This is a genomic window from Prochlorococcus marinus XMU1412 (assembly GCF_017696315.1).
In the GTDB taxonomy this organism is placed as follows: domain Bacteria; phylum Cyanobacteriota; class Cyanobacteriia; order PCC-6307; family Cyanobiaceae; genus Prochlorococcus_A; species Prochlorococcus_A marinus_AF.
The window spans coordinates 228,234-251,435 of the sequence record NZ_JAAORJ010000001.1 but is presented as its reverse complement, the minus strand read 5'-3'; the positions used below and the strand labels follow the sequence as shown (position 1 = coordinate 251,435).

Below are 23,202 nucleotides of genomic sequence, written 5' to 3'. Positions count from 1 at the left end.
TCAAGATTTTATTTATTTCAAAGGTTTAATTCCTTTCCATGATACGTGGTCTTTATGAAATTCAAAGGAACATGGGATAGTTATCATTCCTGCACTGTGAGATTCTCTAAAAAGATTGCCGTATAAGGGATCTGCATCATCTCCAGGGGCAAAAAAACAAGCGTCTTTTCTCGTTATACAAAGTACTAAAACACTTTTACTTACAGGAATTAATTTCTTTAATTCCATGAGATGCTTTTGGCCTCTTTTCGTGACTGTATCTGGGAATAGAGCTACATTTTCTTTAATCCAAGTCGTATTTTTAACCTCTATGTAAATGTTACGTTTATCAGGATTTGAAGATTTAGGGGTTAAAAAAAAGTCAATTCTGCTTTTTTTATCTTCTCCATAAGGAACTTCAGATTTAATTGTCTCTATTTCACCTATTATTTCTATAAGCAGATTTTTCTCAATAACCTTTTTGATTAACTTGTTTGCGAACAGAGTATTAATACCTACCCAAACCTCCTCATTTTTTGCATTTAAAACACATATTTGCTCCCAAGTGAAAGGTAATTTCCTTTTTTGAGAAGGGGAAACACTTATTCTTACTTTTGCTCCCTCACTCAAAAGTCCCTTCATTGGGCCAGTATTAGCACAATGAGCAGTTACTACCTCTCCACTCTCTAATTCAATATCTGCAAGAAACCTTTTATATCTCTTAATTAAAACCCCTTCAATTAATGGATCAAAATCAATTATCCGATCATTCATAAATATGTCGTTAGTTAAAAATCAAATATAATTGAAACTTAAAGTTATTGAAAAATATAGACGAATCCAAATGCAATCATTTTTAAAAAATAATGTTTTTTCAATTTCGTTTGGTACTTGTCTAAGTAAATTAGCTGGATGTATAAGACAAATATTTATAGCTGCTGCTTTTGGGGTTGGAATAACATACGACGCATTTAATTATGCATATATAATTCCTGGTTTTTTGCTAATAATCATTGGGGGTATCAATGGTCCATTGCATAACGCAGTCGTTGCAGTTTTAACTCCGCTTAACAAAAAAAATGGAGGGATAGTTTTAACTCAAGTAAGCATAAAACTTTCAATATTATTATTAATTTTAGCCATCTTGATTTACTCCAATTCCAGTTTATTAATTGATTTATTGGCCCCGAATTTAAGTTACGAAACTAAATCTATTGCCACTTACCAATTACAAATACTTACACCTTGCATCCCTTTATCCGGCTTCATAGGTTTAAGCTTTGGCGCCTTAAATTCCCAAAAAAAATTCTTTTTATCAAGTATAAGTCCAGCAATAACAAGCGTAACTATTATTTTTTTTATTTTATTTAGTTGGATTTTCAACCAAGAAAATACATCTTCTAATTTCTTTACTTACACGGGATTACTGGCATTTGGAACTTTGACAGGTACTTTAATTCAGTTTGTTGTTCAAATTTGGGAAATAAATAAAATTGGTCTCTTAAGATTAGAGTCAACCTTCAATTTATTTAAAGATGAAGAGAGGAGGATTTTCAAACTAATTATTCCAGCATCTATCTCATCAGGTCTAAGTCAAATTAATGTTTTTATCGATATGTTTTTCGCTTCAAGTTTTCAAGGCGCAGCATCTGGACTAGCTTACGGAAACTTTCTTATACAAGCCCCCTTAGGCATATTATCTAACTCCTTAATTCTGCCATTACTTCCAAAATTCTCTAAATTGAGAAGTGAAAAAGACAAAAGAGGTCTCCAAAAAAAATTGATATCTGGGGTAGAGTACTGTTTCTTGACAGCTATTTTTTTAACGGGATTTTTCATAACATTCAATAATCAAATCGTACAATTAGTTTTTCAAAGAGGATCTTTTGATTATTCAGCAACTTTAAAAGTAAAAAATATATTAATTGCTTATGCAGTTGGCATACCATTTTATCTTTATAGAGATTTATTAGTAAGAACTTACTATTCAATAGAAAAAACAAACTTTCCTTTTAAGTCTTCATTTGCAGGAATAATATTTAATATTTTTTTTGATTGGTTTTTAATTGGTGCCCCAATTAAGAATTTTGGGTATCTTTCTCCTTATAATTTTGGAATCGTGGGAATAATTTTATCTTCAGTAATAGTCAACTTTATAGTTTGTATTTTTCTTTCTTTCAATCTGCGCAATGAAAATATAATTTTGCCTAACTTGGAATTATTGAGGAAAATTAGCCTCATGTCATTAGCAGCATTTATAGACAGCACACTTTGTTTTACTATTCTCCAAACTAAGAATAACTTCAATTCAAATCTCGCGGAATTTTTATTATTAATATTTGGAACTCTAACTTTTTTTGTGATTTATTATTTACTTACAAAATACTTGAAAGTAAATAAATTTAAAGTTTCAAAAAAAGAGATTTAGTTTTTAAAAAAAATTTCCAAAATCTCCTCTAATTCTAAAATTTGTGAAGAAGTAATTAAATTAATCAGTGGAATACTATTAACTCCATCCCCTACTTTTACATTTATTGCTTTCAAACTTAATTTTGCAGCCTCCAATGGGCCTTGATCTTTATTGCTGATACATTCAATAGCAAGATGCCTAGCTAGGCCAGCGTCTCCAAGATACAAATTCCACTTTTCTATTTTAATAAAAACCTTTTCAGAAATAACATTTTCTAGATCACTTATACGTATCTGAGAGTCCATAAATATATATTGATTTAAGTTGATTGTTTTGAAGTATCTTTAGGTTTTTTTATAATTACGAAAAGTAAATGGGAGGCCAAAAGTACTGACCAGACAATTGCAAAATTATTAAAATAACTTATTTCATATTTAATCTCTTTTAAAAGCCACGTGCCACTTACAATCGCAGTAAATATCATGCAGTGAATAACAAAATTTACTATTCGAGAAAAATGTTTATAGATAGGATCTTCTAAATCACCATTTCCGTACCACTTTATAGGCATATTAATAATAAGATTGTTAATAATAGATATTTTACCCGAAATCTAGTTGACTAAGAGACCCTGAAACAGAGATATTACATAATTATGCGCCTGTAGCTCAGTGGATTAGAGCACCTGACTACGGATCAGGGTGTCGGGAGTTCGAATCTCTCCAGGCGCGTTTCAAATTCTGAAATATTCTTTTTATATTTTTCTAAAAAATATCGTCTATATTAAGAGTATTACTTATCAAATTCAATGAATATCCTTCAAAATCTTAAAGAAAGTGATCCAGTAATATCAAATTTTATTAACTCTGAAAAAAATAGGCAGGAAACTCATCTTGAGTTAATCGCAAGCGAAAATTTCGCATCAATTGCCGTTATGCAGGCTCAAGGTTCCGTCCTTACAAATAAATACGCCGAGGGATTACCTCAAAAAAGATATTACGGGGGATGTGAATTTGTTGATGAAATCGAAGAATTAGCTATTCAGAGAGCGAAAAAACTATTTAATGCAAATTGGGCTAATGTTCAACCCCATAGTGGAGCACAGGCAAATGCTGCTGTTTTCCTAAGTCTACTTAAACCTGGCGAAACAATCATGGGGATGGATTTATCTCATGGTGGACACCTAACTCATGGGTCTCCAGTAAATATGAGTGGTAAATGGTTCAATGCAGTTCACTATGGTGTAAATAAAGAAACTAGTGAATTAAATTTTGATGAGATAAGAGAGATAGCACATGAAACAAAACCAAAATTAATCATATGTGGATATTCTGCTTATCCAAGAACAATCGATTTTGAGTCATTTAGAAATATTGCAGATGAAGTTGGTGCATTCTTAATGGCTGATATTGCACACATCGCCGGTCTTGTAGCAAGTAAACTTCACCCAAATCCAATACCTTATTGTGATGTAGTAACTACAACTACTCATAAAACATTAAGAGGGCCTAGAGGGGGGCTTATCTTGTGTAAAGATGCAGAATTTGGAAAGAAATTTGATAAATCTGTTTTCCCTGGAACTCAGGGTGGTCCCCTCGAACATATAATTGCCGCTAAAGCAGTTGCATTTGGAGAAGCCTTGCAGCCAGATTTCGTTAATTATTCCCAACAAGTAATAAAAAATGCAAAAGTTCTTGCTTCAACTTTAATAAATAGAGGTATCAATATCGTGAGTGGTGGCACTGATAACCATATTGTTTTACTCGATTTAAGAAGTATCAATATGACGGGTAAGATTGCTGACTTGCTTGTAAGTGAAGTGAATATCACTGCAAATAAAAATACTGTTCCATTTGATCCTGAATCACCTTTTGTAACCAGCGGACTAAGGTTGGGGACTGCTGCTTTAACTACTAGAGGCTTTAATGAGAATGCTTTTGCTGAAGTTGGCGAAATAATTGCTGATAGATTACTTAACCCAGACGATTCACTGATTGAAAGTCAATGTAAAGAAAGAGTATTAACGTTATGTAATCGTTTTCCTCTTTATGAAGGCAAACTTGAAGCATCAATTAAATGAGTCCTAACTCCAAGGGAGTTGAAATTCTTTCTATTGGAACAGAGCTACTCTTAGGAAATATTATCAATACAAATGCTCAATGGATTTCTGAACAGTTATCTCAATTAGGCTTAAACCACTTTAGGCAATCAACTGTCGGTGATAATTGTGATCGAATTATGAAAGTAATTCAAGAAATATCGAAAAGAAGTAATCTTCTAATTACAACTGGTGGCTTGGGACCCACCCCAGATGACTTAACTACTGAAGCAATAGCCAAATCTTTTAATGTATCTCTTTTTGAAAGACCGCTCTTATGGGATGAAATTAAACAAAAACTGCCAAACTCAAAACTACAGGACGATTCATCTAGCTTAAGGAAACAATGTCTCTTCCCAAAAAATGCTCAAATAATTAAAAACCCTAGGGGCACTGCCCCAGGAATGATATGGGAACCAATAAAAGGATTTACTATTCTTACTTTCCCTGGAGTACCAAGTGAAATGAAATCCATGTGGGAAGAGACGGCATGTGATTTCATTAAAACCAAATTCTCAGATGGTTATTCCTTTTTTTCAAATACTCTTAAATTTGCAGGCATTGGAGAATCTAGCGTTGCTGAAAAAATTAATGATCTATTAAATCTTAAAAACCCGACCGTTGCTCCATATGCAAACTTGGGAGAGGTGAAACTCAGAATCACCGCGCGAGCAAAGAACGAACTAGAAGCAAAAAATATAATTAAGCCTGTAAAAGAAAAATTAAGAAAAGAGTTTTCGAAATTTATTTTTGGAGAGGATAACGATACTCTTCCTAGCGTTTTAATAAAAGAATTAACCAAGAGGAATCAAACTATTGTTTTTGCCGAATCCTGCACCGGAGGCCTTCTATCTTCATCACTAACCTCAATATCAGGCTCATCTAAAGTTTTTCAAGGTAGTATTGTTTCCTATAGTAATGAGCTAAAAAATTCATTATTAAATATTTCTGAAGAAAAGCTTTCAAAATATGGAGCAGTTTCTGAAGAAGTTTGTGAGGCCATGGCAATTAATGTAAAAGAGAAATTAGGAGCAGATTGGGCAATAGCAATTAGTGGAATAGCTGGTCCCAACGGAGGCAGTCAAGATAAACCGGTTGGACTTGTCTATATCTCAATTTCAGGACCGAATAATCATATAACTAATATAAAAAAACAATTTAACTCAACACGAAATCGAATAGAAATTCAAAGACTAAGTGTAAATGTGTGTTTGAACAACCTCCGATTAATCCTATTATCGAATAGTAAGTAACTATTTTTACAAATTGAGTCAAGATACCCTATTTGATAAAGTTTGGGATTTACATAAAGTTTCAACTCTTCCTGGAGGATCTGATCAAATATTTATTGGTCTTCATCTTATCCATGAAGTGACTAGTCCTCAAGCATTTGGTGCTTTAAAAGACAAAAAATTAAAAGTAAAATTCCCTGATAGAACTGTTGCTACTGTTGATCATATTGTGCCAACAGATAATCAGAGCAGGCCTTTCAAAGATAATCTAGCTGAACAGATGATTGAAACACTTGAAAAGAACTGTTTACAACACAAAATAAGATTTTTTAATATTGGTAGTGGAAATCAAGGAATAGTGCATGTAGTAGCCCCAGAATTGGGGCTAACCCAGCCGGGCATGACAATCGCTTGTGGAGATTCCCATACTTCAACTCATGGCGCGTTTGGCTCAATTGCTTTTGGTATAGGTACAAGCCAAGTAAGGGATGTTCTTGCTACCCAAACCATAGCCATGAACAAATTGAAGGTAAGGCAAATTTGGTGTGAAAATAAATTATCTCATGGGGTTTATGCTAAAGATCTAGTGCTTCATATTATTAATGAACTTGGTGTAAAGGCTGGAGTAGGTTTCGCGTATGAATTCGCAGGCCCTGCGATTAGCGCATTATCAATGGAAGAAAGAATGACAATATGTAATATGTCTATTGAAGGGGGCGCCAGATGCGGCTATATAAACCCTGATGAAAAGACCTTTAGCTACATCAAGAATAAATTATGCGCACCAAAAAATGAGTATTGGGAAAACGCGCTCAAATGGTGGAGATCATTAAAAAGCGATGAAGATTCAATTTATGATGATGTAATTAAAATAGATGCCTCTAAAATAGAGCCAACAGTTACATGGGGGATTACTCCGGGCCAAAGTATAGGCATTAATCAACAAATCCCTCTCTTAGATGAATTGTCCCCAAATGACAAATTAGTTGCTGAAGAGGCTTACGAATATATGAGTTTCAAGCCAGGACAACCAATAAAAGATATCCCGGTAGACGTTTGTTTCATAGGCAGTTGTACAAATGGGCGACTCAGTGACTTGAGAGTTGCAGCTCAAGTATTAAAAGATAAAAAAGTATCTAAGAATGTAAAAGCATTTGTGGTCCCCGGTTCAGAAAAAGTCGCCGATGAAGCAAAACAGGAAGGTCTTGATAAAATATTTAAGAATTCTGGATTTCAATGGAGAGAACCCGGCTGCTCAATGTGTTTAGCAATGAATTCAGATAAGCTAATAGGTAATCAAGTTAGTGCAAGTTCTAGTAATAGAAATTTCAAGGGTAGACAGGGATCTCCTAGTGGAAGAACACTACTAATGAGTCCAGCAATGGTTGCTGCGGCTGCAATTAATGGCAAAGTCAGTGACGTTCGAGAATTCATCAACTAATGAAATCCGAGTTTACCCTACCAATTGGAAAAATTACACAAATAAAAGGTCAATGTATCTCCTTGATTGGTAACGACATTGATACAGATCGAATAATTCCAGCGCGTTTCTTGAAGTGTGTTAACTTTGATTCATTGAGTGAATCTGTTTTTGAGGATGATAGAGAAACTTTAAAGGGAAGGCATCCTTTCGATCTAGAGGAAAACAAAAATGCCACAATACTAATTGTTAATAGCAATTTTGGATGTGGTTCCAGCAGAGAACATGCCCCCCAAGCACTTATGAGATGGGGCATAAAAGCAATCATAGCAGAGAGTTTCGCCGATATTTTCTACAGTAACTGTATTGCAATAGGAATCCCATGTTTTACCCTACCAAAAAAATCAATCCAAGAAATTCAAAAAAATAAGGATAATAAATTTTTATTCTTAGAAATTGATCTTCAAAATTCATTAGCAAAATCAAAAGACTTAAGTTTTAATCTTGAGATTAAAGAAAGCTCAAGAAGAATGTTTTTATCAGGAGAATGGGATGCAACTTCAACACTGCTTGAGAATGAAAAACTAATTGAAAATAAATTTAATGATTTACCCTATTTAAATTTTAATTCTGATTTCACATAGTTATTTAAATCCAAATAACTCAAAAGAAATTCCTCCTGCTTGATTATGAGGTTGATAAAAAATACCAAATTCATAGGCTCTTTTTTTCCAATTTAATGAGATTTTAGAATTTATAAATTCACCGTAATTATCAGAATCATTCGTTAGATTTAAAGTCCCAAAGCTTTTCAGTATTACTGGCCCAAATAATTGCTGATCAAAAGCAAGATTCAAAGTGAAATTATCGTTATTTTGGTCGAATTTAAAAACACTCTCTCCACTTTTAAATCGATAAAAAGAGAAAATGCTTAAACGAGTATAGTCAAAAGTTTTATTTTTAAAATTACCCAATATTAATTCTGGGCCTATACCTAAACCTAAATATTCTTGATGATTTCCGTTTTCGTAGAAAGAAGATGATGCTTCTAATCGCGTATTAAGACTAAATCCTTTAGTGACTGGTTTAGGAATGTATCTATATGAAATATCTATAGTTTTATTATTAGGATATTCAATATTTAAGGGAAATTTCTGATCGAGAGCATAAAACAAGTTAGCTTTTAGATTAGTTACTAGATTTTTTGTATTTAAAGCCTCTGCCGTTATATCAGATAAACCTAAAGAAAAAATTTCTGTCTTTTTAATGCCATTTACAACCCAAGTATTTTCTTTTTGTAATTTTGTACCATAACCTGAGTAAATTTCAGCCTCACCCAATGAACCATTCCAAACTCTCTCTCTATAAATTCCATAAAGGCTTATATCCCACTTTGAATCTAAAAAATCAATTTCTTTACTCAATTTAGTTTTGAATCTAAATCCATCTGAAAATTTATTCAAATCAAAAGTATTTATATTCTTTTCTATTTCTAAATCCCAATTATTTTTTTTGCCTTTTATGAGAGATCTTAGAGCAAAGTAATCTTCAAAATTCGTATTTCTTTTAAGTCTCTCAGAAGTTATTGATTCATCCTTTTTTACAAAACTTTTTGTATAGCCTTTAAGTGAGCGTTGAATCAAAAATTGCGGCTCCAAATCAAGAACAAAATCATCTGATATATCAATAGAGTTAAATTTTCTCCCAATAAAATATCCATCCTTATCTAAATTGTCATAACCTAAATTCCATCTGTTATCAAAGTTAAAGAATTCTCCAGAATTAGTTAAAGTTCTATCTCCAATCCAAAATGGTATTGAAACTTTTTCTTCAAATATCAAATAATTTAATGATGAATTAAATCGTAATTTATCTTCTTCAGGAATAACTTCTAGTGAATTAATTGCTAATTTAACTTGTTTAAATTCTAGTAAATCATTACTAAATACAGCCTGCTTACTTTTCCATTTTTTTCCATCTATATTTATTTTATCTGTAAAAAATAACCAATTCTCAATCTCGCTAGGAGTATGTAAAACTTCCTTTTTTTTTAATTCAAGTAAATTTTCTATATTTTTAGAGTCTAATGAGCTGAAATTTGAGGACAAGTCCTCCAATAAGGTATTAGTATCAATAGACCCCTTAACATCTAATAAATAGCCTTTTTCATTAATAAAACTGTACTCCAATTGTGAAGCTTTAAAAATTTGATTACTTAGTACTAAAGAGACATTACCCTTAGCACTAATTTTTTTATTTAACTTATCGTAAATTAAAGTATCTGCTTTAAACAGTTTGCCCCTATAAGAAACAGATACATTTCCCTCTGCATAAATAACATCATTTATTTCAGACTGTTTATCAGATTGGATTATTAACTCTTGTTGTTTTTCGTCATTTGCCGCTAAAAGTGAATCAAAATTTTTCTGAAATAAATTTACATAGGTAATAGTTTCATTTAAATTTTCAGAAGAACTTGGTGGGATCTCATCATTAGGTGTTTTTGATAGAGTTAATTCAACATTTAGTTTATTGGTATTTTTATTAATTTTTGGGGATTCAGCTGATTGTGATGGCTGTAGAAAATTAATAAACAGAAAGGAATAAAATATTACTTTTTTAGAAATTCTGGAAATCAATTTAAATTATCTTAATTAATAAATTAATCTTGAGGACTTTCTAGATCTTTTCTGTTTGGCGTTCTAGTTGGATCACTTGCTAAAAATCCAAATAGAAATATTCCTACAAAGAAAAAGACGATAGTGTAAACAGAAATTTTTAAGGCGAGCATGGAAATACTAGTGCTGACAGATTTATATACTATTAAATTTATAATTAAACTATGATCAAAAGTTTACCTTTTGTATTTTTGGAAAATTTTGAAATACTTTAAGGATTAATTAATCGTCATGATCATCCCAAGGATCAGTAAGCTTTGCTGCTTTAGGTCCAAAGGCAGTCCATAGACCAAAACCGGTCAAAGCTAACAGTAATGCTAGAATTGTTACAGCTACGGAAACTGCAGGATCTGGAGTAGATGATAAAGTTTGCATCAATTTTGCTAAGTTTGTAAACAATTTATGTATAAGTTCTTATACAATAGCGAAATAATATTCGATTTTGTGAATTTAACATGGGTCAAAAAACAGCCTTAGGAAGTCTTTTAAAAGCAATTGGCAATTCAGGTCAAGGAAAAGTTGTACCCGGTTGGGGAGCAGTTCCTGTAATGACAGTAATTGGCCTACTACTTTTGGTTTTTTTAGTTATTCTTCTACAAATTTATAACCAATCGCTTTTATTACAGGGTTTCTCAGTAGATTGGAATGGAAACTAGACTTCTAAAATCTATCAAGAATTTATCCCAATAATTTTGAATATGTCTAAATAATCCTTTTTTAGAACCTTTGTTTTAATTTACTAGGTTATAGTTTGCTTATATATTTAAAATTCTCAATGAAAAGAGAATGAGAAATACACCATGAATGAGATATTTTTAATTGGATTGGGTAATCCTGGTAAAAAGTACTCAAAAAGCAGACATAATATTGGTTTTTTACTGCTTAAATATCTCTCGAAAAAATATAATTCAAATTTTTTATTAAAAGATAAGCTTAAAAGTTCCTGCTCAGAATTTAAAATAAATGATTCTAATTTCAGGTTATTTTTGCCAAATACGTTTATGAATAACAGTGGTGATGCTGTCCGAGCAATAGTTGATTGGTACAAAATAAATTTAGATCAGATTTATGTAATAGTCGATGATAAAGATCTTCCCCTTGGAAAAATAAGATTTAGAAGAAAAGGAAGCTCAGGCGGACATAACGGGCTGAAAAGCATCATTGAACAATTACAGACACAAAACTTTAAGAGAATAAGAATTGGTATTGGTTCACCTCCTGTAATAAAAGGAAAAAATAATTTAAATACCATTTCATATGTATTAGGAAATATTTCTCCAGAAGAAAAATCAATATTGGATAAAGTATATAAGAGAGTAATAGAATCCCTAGAACAAATAAATACTAAAAAAGAAGAATTCATAATTAATGAATTAAATTCTTTTGACAAAGACCAACCTTAAGAAATGCGTTCAAAACCTGAAACGATTGCCAATGTAAGTGTTAAAGAATATTGCTTCTCAAAAAAGCAAATTCAGGGTGTTGTGGTAGCTAGTCAATTTAAATGGACTTTTACATGGTCCTTTAATAAAGGTCTATTAAAGGTAAATCCACCTTTGGGAAGAGCATTAATTGAGGATGCCTTATTGAGATTCTTATTGAAAAAAGATTATGAACTAGAAACAGGGCATGAATATAAGTTCACTATTTCAGCCAAGTTTTAAAATCTATATTTTGATTCAAAGAGAACTTCGTTTTGCAATAATCTTCTAAAATTATCAATGCTGATATCGCATCAAGGTTTTTATTAAGGATAAAAACCTCCCTAGGCATTAAAAACTTCAAACCACTAATTGGGAAAAGTTCGAAATATCTTGCTTTAGCCCTGTAGGTGGTATTTTTTTCCTCAAAAGTTATTATTTCTTTTTTAAAAAAATATAGTTTTTCTCTAATTTCTCTACTTGTGGTACCATTGCCAATAATAATTTGTGATATGTCCTCAGCGGCAATTAAATTTCTGACATAATTCTCAATTAATTCACTTTTAAGAATAATCGCTTCACAAACTTTTTTTTCACTTAATTCAGCTAATACTAAGCCGCATTTACTTTTCCCGGGATCAATAGTTATAACTCTCGTCATTTAAGATGCAACCTTTAAAATATTGATTTCAACGACTATGGGTTCTATAGTTTTACTATCTCTCAAAGATACTACTTCTAACTTAAATTTGATATTTTGATTTTCTTGAAGAAAGTCTCTAATTTTTTTTACAAAATTTCGATTTGTTTTAATTTCACTAACTTGTGATCCTTTTGATTTGATTTCATCCCTTGTTTCTCTAAGCAATGATTTAATTTTTGAATTTATTGAATTAAGATTTAAATCACTTTCTCCCAGAACTGAACTAGTAATAACTTCCCCTTTTTTGACTATAAATTTATTCTCTAATAAATCAGGAGATACAAAAACATAATTATCACCTTTTAAAACATTTGTTGCTGATTTGATGAGTAAAATCCAGTTACCACCCTCTGCAGCTATTGTCTTAATTTTTGTAATATCACTAGGTCTCCACAAAAGAATATTTTTTGCTTCTTTATTAACTGGAATAACAATTTTCTTAACAAATTTATCAGCTTCATTGTAGATTTTTGTAAAGTCTAGTTTTACATTTGAGCTAGAATTAATTTCAGCTATAAACAAAGTTTGTCCTCTTTTAATAACAATATTTCCTCTCCTAAATTCATTAATATTATTTTTTAATTGATTTAACTCCTTTTCTTTTTGAATAATTTTACCTTCTAGTTCCTTTTGTTCTTCCAGTAAAGGGATTAAGGCCTTTTTACTTTCATCTAAAGTTTTTTGCAGAAACGGAATATCAACAAAAAGCCTTTGTCTGAATTCTTCACTTACTAAAATCAATAAACCTATTGATACTGAACTAATAAACCCACCAGTAATAATAGTTATAATGGTTGCTGTTTTTTTCGGTCTTAATTTTAAGATACTAAATCTTGCTTTACCAATCTTTGTTCCAAGAATATCCCCAAATGGTGCAATTAATCCCCCTAGTAATATTAAAAAAACAATTAAAATCCAAGCCACACTTTTGCATATACTCTATACATCATAATTTATGATGAATCAATTAAATCTTTTTGCAAGAGCAATTGGATCGAACACTGTGATCTTTTTTCTTTCAATATTAAGAAGCCCTGAATCCTTTAAATCTCCCAATAATCTTGTAATGGTCACTCTTGTAGAGCCAATAGCTTCAGCAATTGCCTGATGTGAAAGCCTTAAATCTATAGTAATACCTTTTTCACCTGCAACTCCAAAGTCTCTACAAAGGACCATTAAAAAACTTACTAAACGAGAAGACATATCTCTATGTGTAAGAGTCTCTATCATTGTTTCAGTTTGCAGGATCCTACTTGAAAGCCCCTGTAAAAGTAACAGTCCGACTGATGCATCTTCCTCTATAGCTCTTAAAACAGAATTTGCAGGTGCTGTTATCATTTCAACTCTCGTGAATGCTATGGCATGGTAAAAACGATCGGATCTATGACCTGTTAGAAGAGATAAAACACCAAAGAGACTATTCTCTCTTAAAAGAGCAACAGTTATTTCTTCACCTGACTCATAAACTCTTGAAAGTCTTACTGCTCCTCTTCTTATAAGATAAACCCTTTCAGCAGGGTCTCCAGGGAAGAATATTGTTTTAGACCTCTCAACCATTTCTGTGCTTGCACCATCTAGACCTTTAATAACTTCCATTAAAGTTCTATTTATTGGAAAACGTTCTCCAACAGAGTTAATTTTACTTTGTCCGGAATGTTGCGAACTAAAGCGGTTGAATCCTCGTGAAGCAGGTATCATAAATGTCTTGACTATTAAAAAATTTAAGGAGACACAATGAAATATCTTGTATCAACAGTAACAATTTTCAATTCTTATCAGTTTATCAACAAGCTTTTTTCATTCAGCTTCAGATTACTTAACCCTTTTTTAAGTAAAATTACACTATATGCAGCGTCATTAGATTCTAATTATACTGCATGTAGAAAGAATCTAAATAATGGTAATTAGTTCACCTAACCCATATTCCAAAGGTAATCTTGATGTTGTAAAAACAAATACTTCAAGGAAAATTAACGTAAAAAAATTTTCACAAAACGGACAGATTCATATCTATCAATCTTCATATAGAGGTAGCTACACATCCATCATTAGAGACTCTCTGAGAAATGCTGCTCTTGGCAGGAAAGTGCTACTAATACAATTTATGAAAGGAGGGGTCAAGCAAGGAGTTGATAATGCAGTAAAGCTATGCGGTAATTTAACATGGGTAAGATCATCACATTCCTTTGATCAATATAATTCTGAGACAATTGAAAATAATAAGAATTTAAAAAAATCTATTCATGAATCTACTATTGAATTATGGAATTTTTGTAAAAGTGAAATACAGTCTGGAGAGAATGACCAAATCATACTTGATGAAATTTTTTTAGCTATTGATAAGAAAATTATCGATAAAGATGATTTGATTTCAACACTTGAAAACCGATTTATATCTGGAGATGTAATCCTTACTGGTACAGATATACCTAAAGATTTATTATTAATGGCTAATCAAATTACCGAACTTCGCACATAAAACAATGCTAAAAAATGATCTCTGGATAAATCAAAAAGCTGCCGAAGGCATGATAAAGCCCTTTCAATCAAATTTGGTGAGACATCTTGAGCCTGAGAATAAACAAAAGCCAGTTTTGAGTTACGGATGTTCATCCTATGGCTATGATTTAAGACTTTCATCAAAAGAATTCCTAATTTTCAGGCATGTCCCTGGGACTGTGATGAACCCCAAAAAGTTTAATCCTGATAATTTAGAGAAAACTGTTCTTCACCATGATAATGATGGAGACTATTTTATTCTTCCTGCTCACTCCTATGGTTTAGGAGTTGCTTTAGAAAAGATGAAAGTACCAGAAAATATAACTGTAATTTGTATAGGCAAAAGTACTTACGCCCGGCTTGGAATTATTGTTAATACAACGCCCGCAGAGGCAGGGTGGGAAGGCCATCTAACTTTAGAGTTTAGTAATAGTTCAGGTGCAGATTGCAGAATATATGCTGAAGAAGGTATTTGCCAACTACTCTTTTTTGAAGGTGATCCGTGCTCTACAACCTATGAAGATAGAAGAGGTAAATATCAAAACCAGCCAGAAAAAGTAACTCTTGCAAAAATCTAAAATGAGTAAAGTTGAACTAATTTCGCTAACTCCTGATGCAGAAAAAACAATGGCTTACATCGCAAGAGTTAGTAATCCAAAAAATCAGGAGAATGAGGACTATTCGAAATTATTGAGTTATTGCATTAAAAATGAACATTGGAGTGTTTTTGAACAGTCATTTATGACCTTACAAATCGAAACGAACAGAGGAATAGCTGCCCAAATTTTAAGACATAGGTCATTTACTTTCCAGGAATTTTCACAGAGGTATGCAGATAGTTCCCAATTGGGTAACATTCCTTTACCAGAGTTGAGGCGTCAAGATTTTAAAAATAGACAAAATTCCATCCCTGACCTACCTGATGAGTTAAAAAAAAGATTCAATGAAAAAATTGGTTTGCATTTTCAGGCTGCTTCAGAATTATATGAAGATTTACTTGCTGAAGGCGTAGCCAAAGAATGTGCGAGATTTGTTTTACCATTAGCAACTCCAACAAGAATATATATGTCTGGATCATGCAGATCGTGGATCCATTATATTCATTTAAGATCAGGTCACGGTACCCAAAAAGAACACAAGTCCATTGCCCAAGATTGCAAGTCTATTTTTAAACAAAGTTTTCCGATTGTATCGAAATCTTTAGAATGGTAATTCTATCCATGACTACGAGGACTAACCTCATTGTTTTTATTTTCTTGAATTGTTGAAAATTCATTATTAATAATTTCCCTATAGGGTTTCTCTTCTTTTTCTAAATTATTAATTGATTCTCTTATTGTTATTTCATCTTGTTTACCAATAAAAGTAGATATTAAACTACCATTTTTATCAAAAAGATTAACTTGAGGAATCCCGTTGACATCAAATTTCTGGATATAGTTACCCCATTTTTGATTATCAACATTTAAAAAAACAAAATTAATATCTTTTTCGTATTCATCTTTAAAAGCAGACACTTGAGGAGCCATTTCTTTGCAAACTTCACACCACTCAGCATAAAATTCCATAAATGTAGGCTTATTATTTGTAAAAGCTATTTCAGGTTCAACAGATAATTCTCCAAAACTCTTTAAAAGATAAGTTGATTTAAAAAAGAAATTTTTAAACAAAAGCAGTGAAACCATAACAATAGATATAATCAATATGAATATAATTTTTAAATTTGTCTTTAAAATTTGCTCTCGATTTTCAGATTGCACTATTGAAGCATAACTAACTAAAAACATCTTAAATAAGTTAAACAAATAAAGAGTATCTCAATCTATAAGCTTTTAATCAACTGATAAAATAAAAAAATGAATAATTATCAAAATTTCTTTGATTCCTGAAACCTAATTATGCAATCTCTCTTTGGTACTGATGGAATAAGAGGAAAATTTAATGAAGAGATAACTTATTCTCTAGCCTACAAAGTAGGATATGCTCTAGGTACGACTTTAGAGAAGAAAAGTCCAATATTAATTGGGAGAGATACAAGAATCAGCGGAGATATTCTGCTTCAGGCAATAACACAAGGTATAAATAAAAGTGGCAAACAATTTATAAATATTGGAATATGCCCTACCCCAGCGATCCCTTTTGTAATCAAACAAGAGAATCTTAGTAGTGGGATCATGATATCTGCAAGTCATAATCCACCAGAATATAATGGCATAAAAATTTTTGATCATAATGGTCAAAAAATTTCTAAATATTTTGAAAATAAAATTCAACAAATAATTGAAGAGACAAATCAAAATATATCAGTTCCTACAACAATAATTCCCTTAAATACAAATAAAGATCTTATGGATATTTATATTAAAAGCCTTATCCAAACAATGGGAGGAGAAAATCTAAACGGGTTAAAAATAATTTTAGACACATGCTATGGATCAGCGACAACCTGCGCAAAAAAAATTTTTCAGTCTCTTGGTGCTGATGTAAAAGTTATCAATAACTCTATAAATGGGTTGAAAATTAATATGAATTGTGGGTCTACTAACCTCGAACCATTAAAAAAAGCATTAAAAGATAGTCATGCAGATATGGGTTTTAGCTTCGATGGTGATGCAGATAGAGTAATTGGAATAGATTCTAAAGGCAATGTTTTAGATGGAGATCATATTCTTTTTCTTTGGGGAAGAGAACTTATGGAACAAAAAATTCTCGCAAATAATTTACTAATATCAACACAAATGGCAAACTTAGGATTTGAAAAAGCCTGGAAGAAAATTGGAGGAATTCTATATAGAACGGATGTTGGAGATAAATATGTGCATGAAGCAATTAAGAAAAAAAAAGCTGTTTTAGGAGGTGAGCAGTCAGGCCATATACTTTCAAAAATTAATAACTTTTGTGGAGATGGGATATTGACTGCACTTCAAATTTCCAAATATTGTAAAAAGAAAAATATTAATTTAAATGATTGGCTTAAAAGTAGTTTCAAACCGTTTCCTCAAAAACTAACCAATATCAATTTAAATTTTAATCTTAATAAATTAAATCCAGAAACCAAAATATTAATTGATCAAACTATAGAGTTTTTTCAGAAAATATATTCGGATAATTGTAGAGTTTATATAAGGCCTAGCGGTACAGAACCCGTTATAAGAGTTCTCGTTGAGGCCAAAAGTCATAAGAAAGTTGATTATTTATCAAGCGAAATAACAAACAAACTCTTTTTAGAAATTGAGAAAATAATGAAATAACGATGTATTAAATTTTGATATAAATCCTTTCAAAAATATCAAGTTGGTTAACAATCACATATTTTTCCCGATTAGTTTTAACTTTATTTGGATTAAAACTTTCCGAATAATTAAAATCTTTTTTATCTATTGTTTTAAAATAAAAACTACTTAATATGGTGTAATCCATATAATCGAATAAATCCTTTACATCCGTTTTGATAAAAATTAAGGTACCTTTTTGCAAAGAATTTGAAAGAATATTAAAAAATTCTGGCTGAATTACACGCCTTTTATGATGTCTCTTTTTAAACCATGGATCAGGAAAATTAAAAGAAAGACTTTTTAGATTTTTGACAATAAATTTACTTTGGACATCATTCAAAATATTATTAGCATTTCCAAATATAAAATATAGATTTTTAATTTCTCTTTCAAACACTTTTAATTTAGCATTTTTGACTAATTTCTCACGGATTTCAATTCCTAAATAATTCCAACTGGTATTAACTAAAGCTAAATCAAAAAGAAACTCACCAGCAGCACAACCTATATCCAAATGAAGATTCGATTTAGAATCATCAAACATTTCGCTCAAAGAAGGTATTCTCTCAATTTGATTGAAATTACTACTAAGGGGATTAACATGCTGTCTCATACAATTATTAATATATTTCTAGGCAATAATATAAGGATGCATAATATTCATAACTATGACAATGGTAAGATCAAAAGTAACAGTTTGATGTTTAATTATTATGTGTTTAAAAAGAAAAAGTTTTGAACGTTTTTAATCAACTTTCTATTTGGCTATCCTTTCAACTTTCAATAATTTTCCTTATTGGAATTCCTGTTACTCTATCCGTCTGGTCAATTAAAAAAAGAAATAAAGCAGTTATTAAACTTCTATCAATTTATTGGAAAATATCCCTTTTATTTTTTATAAGCCTTTTACTTTTAATAGGAAAGTATAATTATGCTTTAGTAATAACAAATATTTCAACATTATTAATGACAGTTTCAGTTTGGTTTTGGAACGATATTAATGATGAATTAAGAGAATATAATTTTTCTTACTCCCTGACCACAACGACAAAAATATGGAGATGGACGTTAACTTTTATATCTCTCAATTTCTTTATTCAGAGTTTACAAAACTTCAACTGCTTTTATTTTATTAATTCGGATTCGTGTGCAATATGGCTTCAGCCTTCTTCAAATTTATATATTGTTATAAAAAATTTATTTAATTTTTTCTTTGGAGCTAACTTTACTCAGCCGGTAGCAAAATTCTTGGGATTATTTTCATTATTAATTTATATTTTAGGCCTTGTTCAATGGTCAATAATCAAATTACCTAAAAATGGTAGAAACTCTTGCTTCTCAGAAAATGGCAAAAATTGATTTAATAAATAGTCTTGAAAAAATAAGTTCCTTGATGCCTGATAGGATACTTAAACTAGAGGGTTTTATTCCAAAAGAAAATCAAAAAGAACAATTAGAAATACTTATTTTCAGAGGTTACAGTAGCTCAACAACTCATCCAATTGAAATAGATTCAGAAAAAAAAGTTATTGCACTTACATATATAATTAAAAACTTTAAACTTTATAAAGCACCGCTATCAGAAACCGAAGAAAATTTTATAAGAGAAAATTCAAACTCAGTTTTCTTTTTGAATCAAAAAAACTGGATCTAAATAAATTCAGAATTAATAATATTTGAACATCTTTTGCATAATTTTGTATTTTGGATACCATTAAAAGTTTCTTTTTGATAATGCCAACATCTAGCACATTTTTGACCTTGAGCTTTTAATATTTGAATCTTACCAATTGTATTATTATCAATAATTAGAGAATTCTCCACCAAATCGGATACCACTTGGAAGTTTGATACTATAAGCCAGTCCCTAAATAAATCTACATCTTGATTGCCAAATTCTTCTAGCCAAGTAAGTGAATCTTTTAAAACTTTATCTTTAGGTAAAAAATTAACTTCAGTTTCTAAAGCTGCTCCAATTATTTGTTTGTTCCTACATCCTTCTATAGCCTTGTTAATTTCAACTCTCAAATTTCTTAAATTTGCAATTTGCTCATTAAGTATTTGATTTTTCCATGACTGCGAAAATATTGGCCATCCTCTTTGAAAGACTGATTTTTCTTCAGTTGAATATGGAATATTTTGCCAAATATCTTCAGCCATATGACAAAGCACTGGAGAAATAAGTACGGCTAAATTTTCAACAACTTTTGACATGACGAACTGACATGATCTTCTTCTAAATTCTGATTTAGAACTTACATATAACCTATCTTTCGCAATATCCAAATAAAAATTTGATAGATCTACAACGCAAAAACTTTGCAAGATTTGGAAAAATTTTGAAAATTCGTAATTTTCATAAGCATTTGATATTTGATCTGTAACCTCAACTAATCTGCCTAACATCCATTGATCTAAGAGAGGCAATTGATCAATTTCAAAACTATCAATTTTAGGATCATAATCATGAATATTACCTAGAAGATATCTTGCAGTATTACGAACTTTTCTATATACGTCAGAAAGTTGCTTGAGTATATTTGAACCAATTGGAACATCTACTGAATAATCTACAGAGCTAACCCATAGCCTTAAAACATCAGCACCATAAGCAGGGTCAGTTTTTTTATTATTACCTCCATTAATAATAATATTTGGATCAACAACATTTCCTAAAGATTTGCTCATTTTTCTGCCGTTTTCATCAAGTGCAAAACCATGAGTTAAAACTTTCTTATATGGAGGTTTTTTATTGACCGCAACAGATGTTAGCAAAGAAGACTGGAACCATCCTCGATGTTGATCTGAGCCCTCTAAATAAAGATCTGCTGGATACTTTAATTCACTTCTTAGTTCACATACTGCGGCCCAGCTAGATCCTGAATCGAACCAAACATCCATTGTATCTGTTCCTTTTTTCCATAGATCCGATTCTTTTGCATAATTTTCTGGCAAAAGATTTTTAACATCCCAATCCCACCAAATATCTGCTCCATGTTCACTAAAAAGTTCTTGAATATGATTAATTATCTCGTTATTAAGGAGGATGTCATTACCATTTTTTTTATAAAAAACTGGAATAGGGACTCCCCAAGACCTTTGTCTAGAAATACACCAATCACCTCTACCAACAACCATAGAATAAATTCTTTTCTTTCCAGTCTCTGGCATCCATTCAACATCTTCGATTGCCTTTAATGCTGATGATCTAAAGCCATTTACAGACGCAAACCATTGTTCTGTTGCCCTAAAAATAGTTGGTTTTTTGGTTCTCCAATCATACGGGTATCTATGATTATAATTTTCTTGTAATAGAAGTAAATTATTTCCTTGTAAATATTCAATAATTAAATCATTTGCATCTTTCAGGACATTTGATCCTTTGAATTGACCAGAATATTCATTTAAGTTGCCTTTTTCATCAACGACACATGTTATTGGTAAATCATATTTTTGACCCACATTAAAATCATCTATCCCATGACCAGGCGCAGTATGAACAATGCCAGTCCCTGATTCTGTAGTAATATAATCTCCTCCAATTACAATTCTGCAATTTTTATTCTTAGAGGGATGTTGATATTCAATATTTTCCAATTTAGAGCCTTTAACCTCTAGAAGCATCTTGAATTCTTTATTAAATTTTTTACTTATTTCAGAAGATAAATCCTTTGCATAAAGGTAAATTCGTTTCTCTTCATCGATAGCAAAAACGTAATTTATTTTTGGATTTACTGCAACTGCTTCATTTGCAGGTATGGTCCAAGGAGTAGTGGTCCAAATAGTTATGAAAGAATTATTTTGAAAAAAATCTTTTTTGATATTAAGATTTTCTTGGGTGAAATTTAATAGAATTTCCTCAGGTATTTTAGTGATTTTTAATGAAACATAAATACTTTTTGAATAATGTTCATCAGGGTATTCTAATTCTGCTTCTGCAAGTGCAGTCCTTGAACTTGGACTCCAATGCACAGGTTTAAGACCTCGATATATATAACCATTTAAAAACATTTTCCCAAATACTCCAATCTGAGCAGATTCATAACTTTTCTTCAGAGTTAAGTAAGGGTTATTCCAATCTCCCCATATGCCCCACCTTTTGAAACCCTCCTTTTGATTATTAATTTGGATATGGGCATAATCTGTAGCCTTTTTTCTTAAAGTTAGAATGTCCAGATTCTTTCTTTCATCAGATTTTAAATTCTGAAGAACTTTTAATTCAATAGGTAATCCATGGCAGTCCCAACCAGGTACGAAATGGACCCTAAATCCTCTTAAGGTTTTGTACTTATTAATTATGTCTTTTAAAACTTTATTAAGGGCATGACCCATATGAAGCGCTCCATTTGCGTAGGGAGGCCCATCATGTAATGTAAATATTTCGCCTGAATTACTTGAACCTAATTGGAAATCAATATCATTGTTTGCCCAAAAATTTTGAATCTCAGGTTCTCTTACAACTGAGTTAGCACGCATTGAGAAGTCAGTTTTTAGTAAATTTAAAGTTTCTTTATAAGAAAAGTCTGATTTTTGTTCTTTGCTATTTTGAGATTTCATACGACGATATAAAAATATTGGTGATCAAAAGAATTATTTAAATAAATCTAATTCATTATATTCTTTCTTAATTGACCTGTAGTTTTTTTGGGATTTTTCAAATAACCAATTTATTTAATTTCAGACTTTTATATTATCATTTTTATCATTTCTTACCCACTTTTTTTGGATTGTATTTTTATTATTGCTACCAAAATTAAAAAAATTTGAAGGTTTCGTGAAATCACCAAATACAAGATTAATAGACTCTAATATTTTCGAAAAGTTGTTTTTAAACTCCACAAAGGTAGTTAATTTTTTCTTTTCGATATCTGTTAATTGGTACCATCTAGATAAAAAAATCTCTACTAGATAAAAAATAACTAGTACTGTTAAAAAAAGGAAAATTACAAAAAATGATTCATCTAATGTTTTATTTTTAATTATTAATATCAAACCTATTAATAAATTAAAAAAAGCTTTTATTAAGTCTTTTGGTTTGCCGAGCTCAAGATAAATTATAGGTACAGTCAGGAAAATGACCCCAATTACAATATAAAAAGTTCCCAAGTAAAATATCAAACTATTCATTAGATTAACTACTCAATTAAATTATAAGAGTTGATATAGATAAGCAAACTATCTATCAGAATTTCCTTAAGTGCGGTCGGGGAGACTTGAACTCCCACACCCGAAGATACGAGTACCTAAAACTCGCGCGTCTACCAATTCCGCCACGACCGCTCAAATAAAATAATAATTGAAAGAGGTTTATTTTAAAAATTTTTTTTCTCAAGATGATTAATTTGACACATTAAATTCAATTAAAAATCTCTTAAAAGAAATTTTTTATGTTTAAGCATGCAATCATCTTAAAATATTAGTTATATTATTTAAAGAATAAAAGAAACGATTTCAAACTTAACCAGTAAAAATACAACGAAAAAAACT

At 30.9% G+C, this 23,202-nt stretch carries 27 protein-coding genes and 2 tRNA genes; 15 read left to right on the top strand and 14 right to left on the bottom strand.

Translation table 11 applies throughout. The features are described 5' to 3' along the window. Nucleotides 1-12: 12 nt before the first annotated feature. On the bottom strand, nt 13-753 hold the full coding sequence (gene sfsA, locus HA152_RS01375) for a DNA/RNA nuclease SfsA (RefSeq protein ID WP_209132798.1): 741 nt from the start codon (nt 751-753) through the stop codon (nt 13-15). A gap of 70 nt (nt 754-823) precedes the next feature. Between sfsA and murJ the strand changes: the two genes are divergently transcribed. After that, nucleotides 824-2,407 carry a murein biosynthesis integral membrane protein MurJ gene (murJ, locus tag HA152_RS01370; RefSeq protein WP_209132796.1) on the top strand — a complete coding sequence of 528 codons (1,584 nt, stop codon included), beginning with the start codon at nt 824-826 and terminating at the stop codon, nt 2,405-2,407. On the opposite strand, the gene HA152_RS01365 is transcribed toward murJ, so the two are convergent. Together HA152_RS01365 and HA152_RS01360 are read right to left on the bottom strand one after the other, a co-directional pair. After that, nucleotides 2,404-2,694: a DUF3181 family protein gene (locus HA152_RS01365; RefSeq protein ID WP_209132794.1), complete on the bottom strand. Its 291-nt coding sequence runs from the start codon at nt 2,692-2,694 to the stop codon at nt 2,404-2,406. The genes murJ and HA152_RS01365 overlap by 4 nt on opposite strands. Before the next feature lie 14 nt (nt 2,695-2,708). Continuing rightward, complete coding sequence (locus HA152_RS01360) at nt 2,709-2,960, bottom strand: hypothetical protein (protein WP_209132792.1); 252 nt, start codon at nt 2,958-2,960, stop codon at nt 2,709-2,711. An 86-nt stretch (nt 2,961-3,046) separates the two neighbouring features. On the opposite strand from HA152_RS01360, the gene HA152_RS01355 reads away from it, so the two are divergent. The 5 genes from HA152_RS01355 (at nt 3,047) to leuD (ending at nt 7,783) form a co-directional block, all read left to right on the top strand. Beyond that, nucleotides 3,047-3,120 (top strand) — tRNA-Arg (locus HA152_RS01355). 77 nt (nt 3,121-3,197) lie between these two features. Then, a complete protein-coding gene (glyA, locus tag HA152_RS01350; protein WP_209132790.1) occupies nt 3,198-4,469 on the top strand; it encodes a serine hydroxymethyltransferase in 1,272 nt (423 codons plus the stop codon). Beyond that, nucleotides 4,466-5,740, top strand: a complete 1,275-nt coding sequence (locus HA152_RS01345; RefSeq protein WP_209132788.1) for a competence/damage-inducible protein A — start codon at nt 4,466-4,468, stop codon at nt 5,738-5,740. Before glyA ends, HA152_RS01345 begins: the two co-directional genes overlap by 4 nt. Nucleotides 5,741-5,753: 13 nt before the next feature. Continuing rightward, nucleotides 5,754-7,160, top strand: a complete 1,407-nt coding sequence (gene leuC / locus HA152_RS01340) for a 3-isopropylmalate dehydratase large subunit (protein ID WP_209132786.1) — start codon at nt 5,754-5,756, stop codon at nt 7,158-7,160. Then, nucleotides 7,160-7,783, top strand: coding sequence for a 3-isopropylmalate dehydratase small subunit (gene leuD / locus HA152_RS01335; RefSeq protein WP_209132784.1), 624 nt, complete (start codon nt 7,160-7,162; stop codon nt 7,781-7,783). The genes leuC and leuD overlap by 1 nt, the downstream gene beginning before the upstream one ends. On the opposite strand, the gene HA152_RS01330 is transcribed toward leuD, so the two are convergent. The 3 genes from HA152_RS01330 to psbN form a co-directional block, all read right to left on the bottom strand. Beyond that, on the bottom strand, nt 7,784-9,778 hold the full coding sequence (locus tag HA152_RS01330) for a DUF3769 domain-containing protein (protein WP_209132782.1): 1,995 nt from the start codon (nt 9,776-9,778) through the stop codon (nt 7,784-7,786). A 23-nt stretch (nt 9,779-9,801) separates the two neighbouring features. After that, a complete protein-coding gene (locus tag HA152_RS01325) occupies nt 9,802-9,930 on the bottom strand; it encodes a photosystem II reaction center protein I (protein ID WP_002805124.1) in 129 nt (42 codons plus the stop codon). Nucleotides 9,931-10,039: 109 nt separating this feature from the next. Beyond that, nucleotides 10,040-10,192, bottom strand: a complete 153-nt coding sequence (gene psbN / locus HA152_RS01320) for a photosystem II reaction center protein PsbN (protein ID WP_209132780.1) — start codon at nt 10,190-10,192, stop codon at nt 10,040-10,042. 80 nt (nt 10,193-10,272) lie between these two features. Here psbN and psbH point away from each other — a divergent pair, with 80 nt between their 5' ends. The 3 genes from psbH (at nt 10,273) to HA152_RS01305 (ending at nt 11,481) form a co-directional block, all read left to right on the top strand. Beyond that, nucleotides 10,273-10,473: a photosystem II reaction center phosphoprotein PsbH gene (gene psbH / locus HA152_RS01315; RefSeq protein WP_002805661.1), complete on the top strand. Its 201-nt coding sequence runs from the start codon at nt 10,273-10,275 to the stop codon at nt 10,471-10,473. A gap of 144 nt (nt 10,474-10,617) precedes the next feature. After that, complete coding sequence (pth, locus tag HA152_RS01310) at nt 10,618-11,220, top strand: aminoacyl-tRNA hydrolase (protein WP_209132778.1); 603 nt, start codon at nt 10,618-10,620, stop codon at nt 11,218-11,220. A gap of 3 nt (nt 11,221-11,223) precedes the next feature. Next, entirely contained in the window at nt 11,224-11,481 is a 258-nt protein-coding gene (locus HA152_RS01305) for a DUF3146 family protein (RefSeq protein WP_209132776.1), read from the top strand. Here HA152_RS01305 and HA152_RS01300 read toward each other — a convergent pair. Genes HA152_RS01300 through ntcA form a run of 3 tightly spaced genes read right to left on the bottom strand, consistent with a single transcriptional unit; the run spans nt 11,462 to nt 13,639 of the window. After that, the gene (locus HA152_RS01300; RefSeq protein ID WP_209132774.1) at nt 11,462-11,899 is read right to left on the bottom strand and encodes a hypothetical protein; all 438 of its coding nucleotides are present in this window, start codon (nt 11,897-11,899) and stop codon (nt 11,462-11,464) included. The two genes, HA152_RS01305 and HA152_RS01300, sit on opposite strands and share 20 nt — an antisense overlap. After that, a complete protein-coding gene (locus HA152_RS01295; protein ID WP_209132772.1) occupies nt 11,900-12,865 on the bottom strand; it encodes a DUF3084 domain-containing protein in 966 nt (321 codons plus the stop codon). A 39-nt stretch (nt 12,866-12,904) separates the two neighbouring features. Next, complete coding sequence (ntcA, locus tag HA152_RS01290; protein ID WP_075439254.1) at nt 12,905-13,639, bottom strand: global nitrogen regulator NtcA; 735 nt, start codon at nt 13,637-13,639, stop codon at nt 12,905-12,907. Nucleotides 13,640-13,838: 199 nt separating this feature from the next. Here ntcA and HA152_RS01285 point away from each other — a divergent pair, with 199 nt between their 5' ends. From HA152_RS01285 to thyX, 3 genes are read left to right on the top strand one after another with little or no spacing between them, the layout of a single operon-like run. Beyond that, on the top strand, nt 13,839-14,420 hold the full coding sequence (locus HA152_RS01285; RefSeq protein ID WP_209132770.1) for a cob(I)yrinic acid a,c-diamide adenosyltransferase: 582 nt from the start codon (nt 13,839-13,841) through the stop codon (nt 14,418-14,420). A gap of 4 nt (nt 14,421-14,424) precedes the next feature. After that, a complete protein-coding gene (gene dcd / locus HA152_RS01280) occupies nt 14,425-15,018 on the top strand; it encodes a dCTP deaminase (RefSeq protein WP_209132768.1) in 594 nt (197 codons plus the stop codon). A 1-nt stretch (nt 15,019) separates the two neighbouring features. Beyond that, nucleotides 15,020-15,652: an FAD-dependent thymidylate synthase gene (gene thyX, locus HA152_RS01275; RefSeq protein WP_209132766.1), complete on the top strand. Its 633-nt coding sequence runs from the start codon at nt 15,020-15,022 to the stop codon at nt 15,650-15,652. Nucleotides 15,653-15,654: 2 nt separating this feature from the next. Here the strand turns inward: thyX and HA152_RS01270 are convergent, their stop codons facing one another. After that, entirely contained in the window at nt 15,655-16,200 is a 546-nt protein-coding gene (locus tag HA152_RS01270) for a thioredoxin domain-containing protein (RefSeq protein ID WP_209133304.1), read from the bottom strand. Between the two features lie 138 nt (nt 16,201-16,338). Here HA152_RS01270 and glmM point away from each other — a divergent pair, with 138 nt between their 5' ends. Then, nucleotides 16,339-17,691, top strand: coding sequence for a phosphoglucosamine mutase (gene glmM / locus HA152_RS01265; protein WP_209132758.1), 1,353 nt, complete (start codon nt 16,339-16,341; stop codon nt 17,689-17,691). Nucleotides 17,692-17,698: 7 nt separating this feature from the next. Here the strand turns inward: glmM and trmB are convergent, their stop codons facing one another. Beyond that, nucleotides 17,699-18,328, bottom strand: coding sequence for a tRNA (guanosine(46)-N7)-methyltransferase TrmB (gene trmB / locus HA152_RS01260; protein ID WP_209132748.1), 630 nt, complete (start codon nt 18,326-18,328; stop codon nt 17,699-17,701). A gap of 122 nt (nt 18,329-18,450) precedes the next feature. On the opposite strand from trmB, the gene HA152_RS01255 reads away from it, so the two are divergent. Beyond that, complete coding sequence (locus HA152_RS01255) at nt 18,451-19,074, top strand: DUF3177 family protein (RefSeq protein ID WP_209132746.1); 624 nt, start codon at nt 18,451-18,453, stop codon at nt 19,072-19,074. Further along, entirely contained in the window at nt 19,034-19,369 is a 336-nt protein-coding gene (locus HA152_RS01250; protein ID WP_209132744.1) for a hypothetical protein, read from the top strand. The genes HA152_RS01255 and HA152_RS01250 overlap by 41 nt, the downstream gene beginning before the upstream one ends. Here HA152_RS01250 and ileS read toward each other — a convergent pair. The 3 genes from ileS to HA152_RS01235 form a co-directional block, all read right to left on the bottom strand. Beyond that, a complete protein-coding gene (gene ileS / locus HA152_RS01245) occupies nt 19,366-22,272 on the bottom strand; it encodes an isoleucine--tRNA ligase (RefSeq protein WP_209132742.1) in 2,907 nt (968 codons plus the stop codon). The genes HA152_RS01250 and ileS overlap by 4 nt on opposite strands. A 120-nt stretch (nt 22,273-22,392) precedes the next feature. Beyond that, nucleotides 22,393-22,842, bottom strand: coding sequence for a hypothetical protein (locus tag HA152_RS01240; RefSeq protein ID WP_209132732.1), 450 nt, complete (start codon nt 22,840-22,842; stop codon nt 22,393-22,395). A gap of 71 nt (nt 22,843-22,913) precedes the next feature. Next, nucleotides 22,914-22,995: transfer RNA gene (locus HA152_RS01235), tRNA-Leu, on the bottom strand. Between the last annotated feature and the right edge of the window lie 207 nt (nt 22,996-23,202).

Excerpts from the sequence above, each read along its gene's own strand:
- sfsA (WP_209132798.1), bottom strand. The coding sequence starts at position 753 with ATGAATGATCGGATAATTGATTTTGATCCATTAATTGAAGGGGTTTTA.
- murJ (WP_209132796.1), top strand. The coding sequence starts at position 824 with ATGCAATCATTTTTAAAAAATAATGTTTTTTCAATTTCGTTTGGTACT.
- HA152_RS01365 (WP_209132794.1), bottom strand. The coding sequence starts at position 2,694 with ATGGACTCTCAGATACGTATAAGTGATCTAGAAAATGTTATTTCTGAA.
- HA152_RS01360 (WP_209132792.1), bottom strand. The coding sequence starts at position 2,960 with ATGCCTATAAAGTGGTACGGAAATGGTGATTTAGAAGATCCTATCTAT.
- glyA (WP_209132790.1), top strand. The coding sequence starts at position 3,198 with ATGAATATCCTTCAAAATCTTAAAGAAAGTGATCCAGTAATATCAAAT.
- HA152_RS01345 (WP_209132788.1), top strand. The coding sequence starts at position 4,466 with ATGAGTCCTAACTCCAAGGGAGTTGAAATTCTTTCTATTGGAACAGAG.
- leuD (WP_209132784.1), top strand. The coding sequence starts at position 7,160 with ATGAAATCCGAGTTTACCCTACCAATTGGAAAAATTACACAAATAAAA.
- HA152_RS01325 (WP_002805124.1), bottom strand. The coding sequence starts at position 9,930 with ATGCTCGCCTTAAAAATTTCTGTTTACACTATCGTCTTTTTCTTTGTA.
- psbN (WP_209132780.1), bottom strand. The coding sequence starts at position 10,192 with ATGCAAACTTTATCATCTACTCCAGATCCTGCAGTTTCCGTAGCTGTA.
- psbH (WP_002805661.1), top strand. The coding sequence starts at position 10,273 with ATGGGTCAAAAAACAGCCTTAGGAAGTCTTTTAAAAGCAATTGGCAAT.
- pth (WP_209132778.1), top strand. The coding sequence starts at position 10,618 with ATGAATGAGATATTTTTAATTGGATTGGGTAATCCTGGTAAAAAGTAC.
- HA152_RS01305 (WP_209132776.1), top strand. The coding sequence starts at position 11,224 with ATGCGTTCAAAACCTGAAACGATTGCCAATGTAAGTGTTAAAGAATAT.
- HA152_RS01300 (WP_209132774.1), bottom strand. The coding sequence starts at position 11,899 with ATGACGAGAGTTATAACTATTGATCCCGGGAAAAGTAAATGCGGCTTA.
- ntcA (WP_075439254.1), bottom strand. The coding sequence starts at position 13,639 with ATGATACCTGCTTCACGAGGATTCAACCGCTTTAGTTCGCAACATTCC.
- HA152_RS01285 (WP_209132770.1), top strand. The coding sequence starts at position 13,839 with ATGGTAATTAGTTCACCTAACCCATATTCCAAAGGTAATCTTGATGTT.
- dcd (WP_209132768.1), top strand. The coding sequence starts at position 14,425 with ATGCTAAAAAATGATCTCTGGATAAATCAAAAAGCTGCCGAAGGCATG.
- thyX (WP_209132766.1), top strand. The coding sequence starts at position 15,020 with ATGAGTAAAGTTGAACTAATTTCGCTAACTCCTGATGCAGAAAAAACA.
- glmM (WP_209132758.1), top strand. The coding sequence starts at position 16,339 with ATGCAATCTCTCTTTGGTACTGATGGAATAAGAGGAAAATTTAATGAA.
- trmB (WP_209132748.1), bottom strand. The coding sequence starts at position 18,328 with ATGAGACAGCATGTTAATCCCCTTAGTAGTAATTTCAATCAAATTGAG.
- HA152_RS01250 (WP_209132744.1), top strand. The coding sequence starts at position 19,034 with ATGGTAGAAACTCTTGCTTCTCAGAAAATGGCAAAAATTGATTTAATA.
- ileS (WP_209132742.1), bottom strand. The coding sequence starts at position 22,272 with ATGAAATCTCAAAATAGCAAAGAACAAAAATCAGACTTTTCTTATAAA.
- HA152_RS01240 (WP_209132732.1), bottom strand. The coding sequence starts at position 22,842 with ATGAATAGTTTGATATTTTACTTGGGAACTTTTTATATTGTAATTGGG.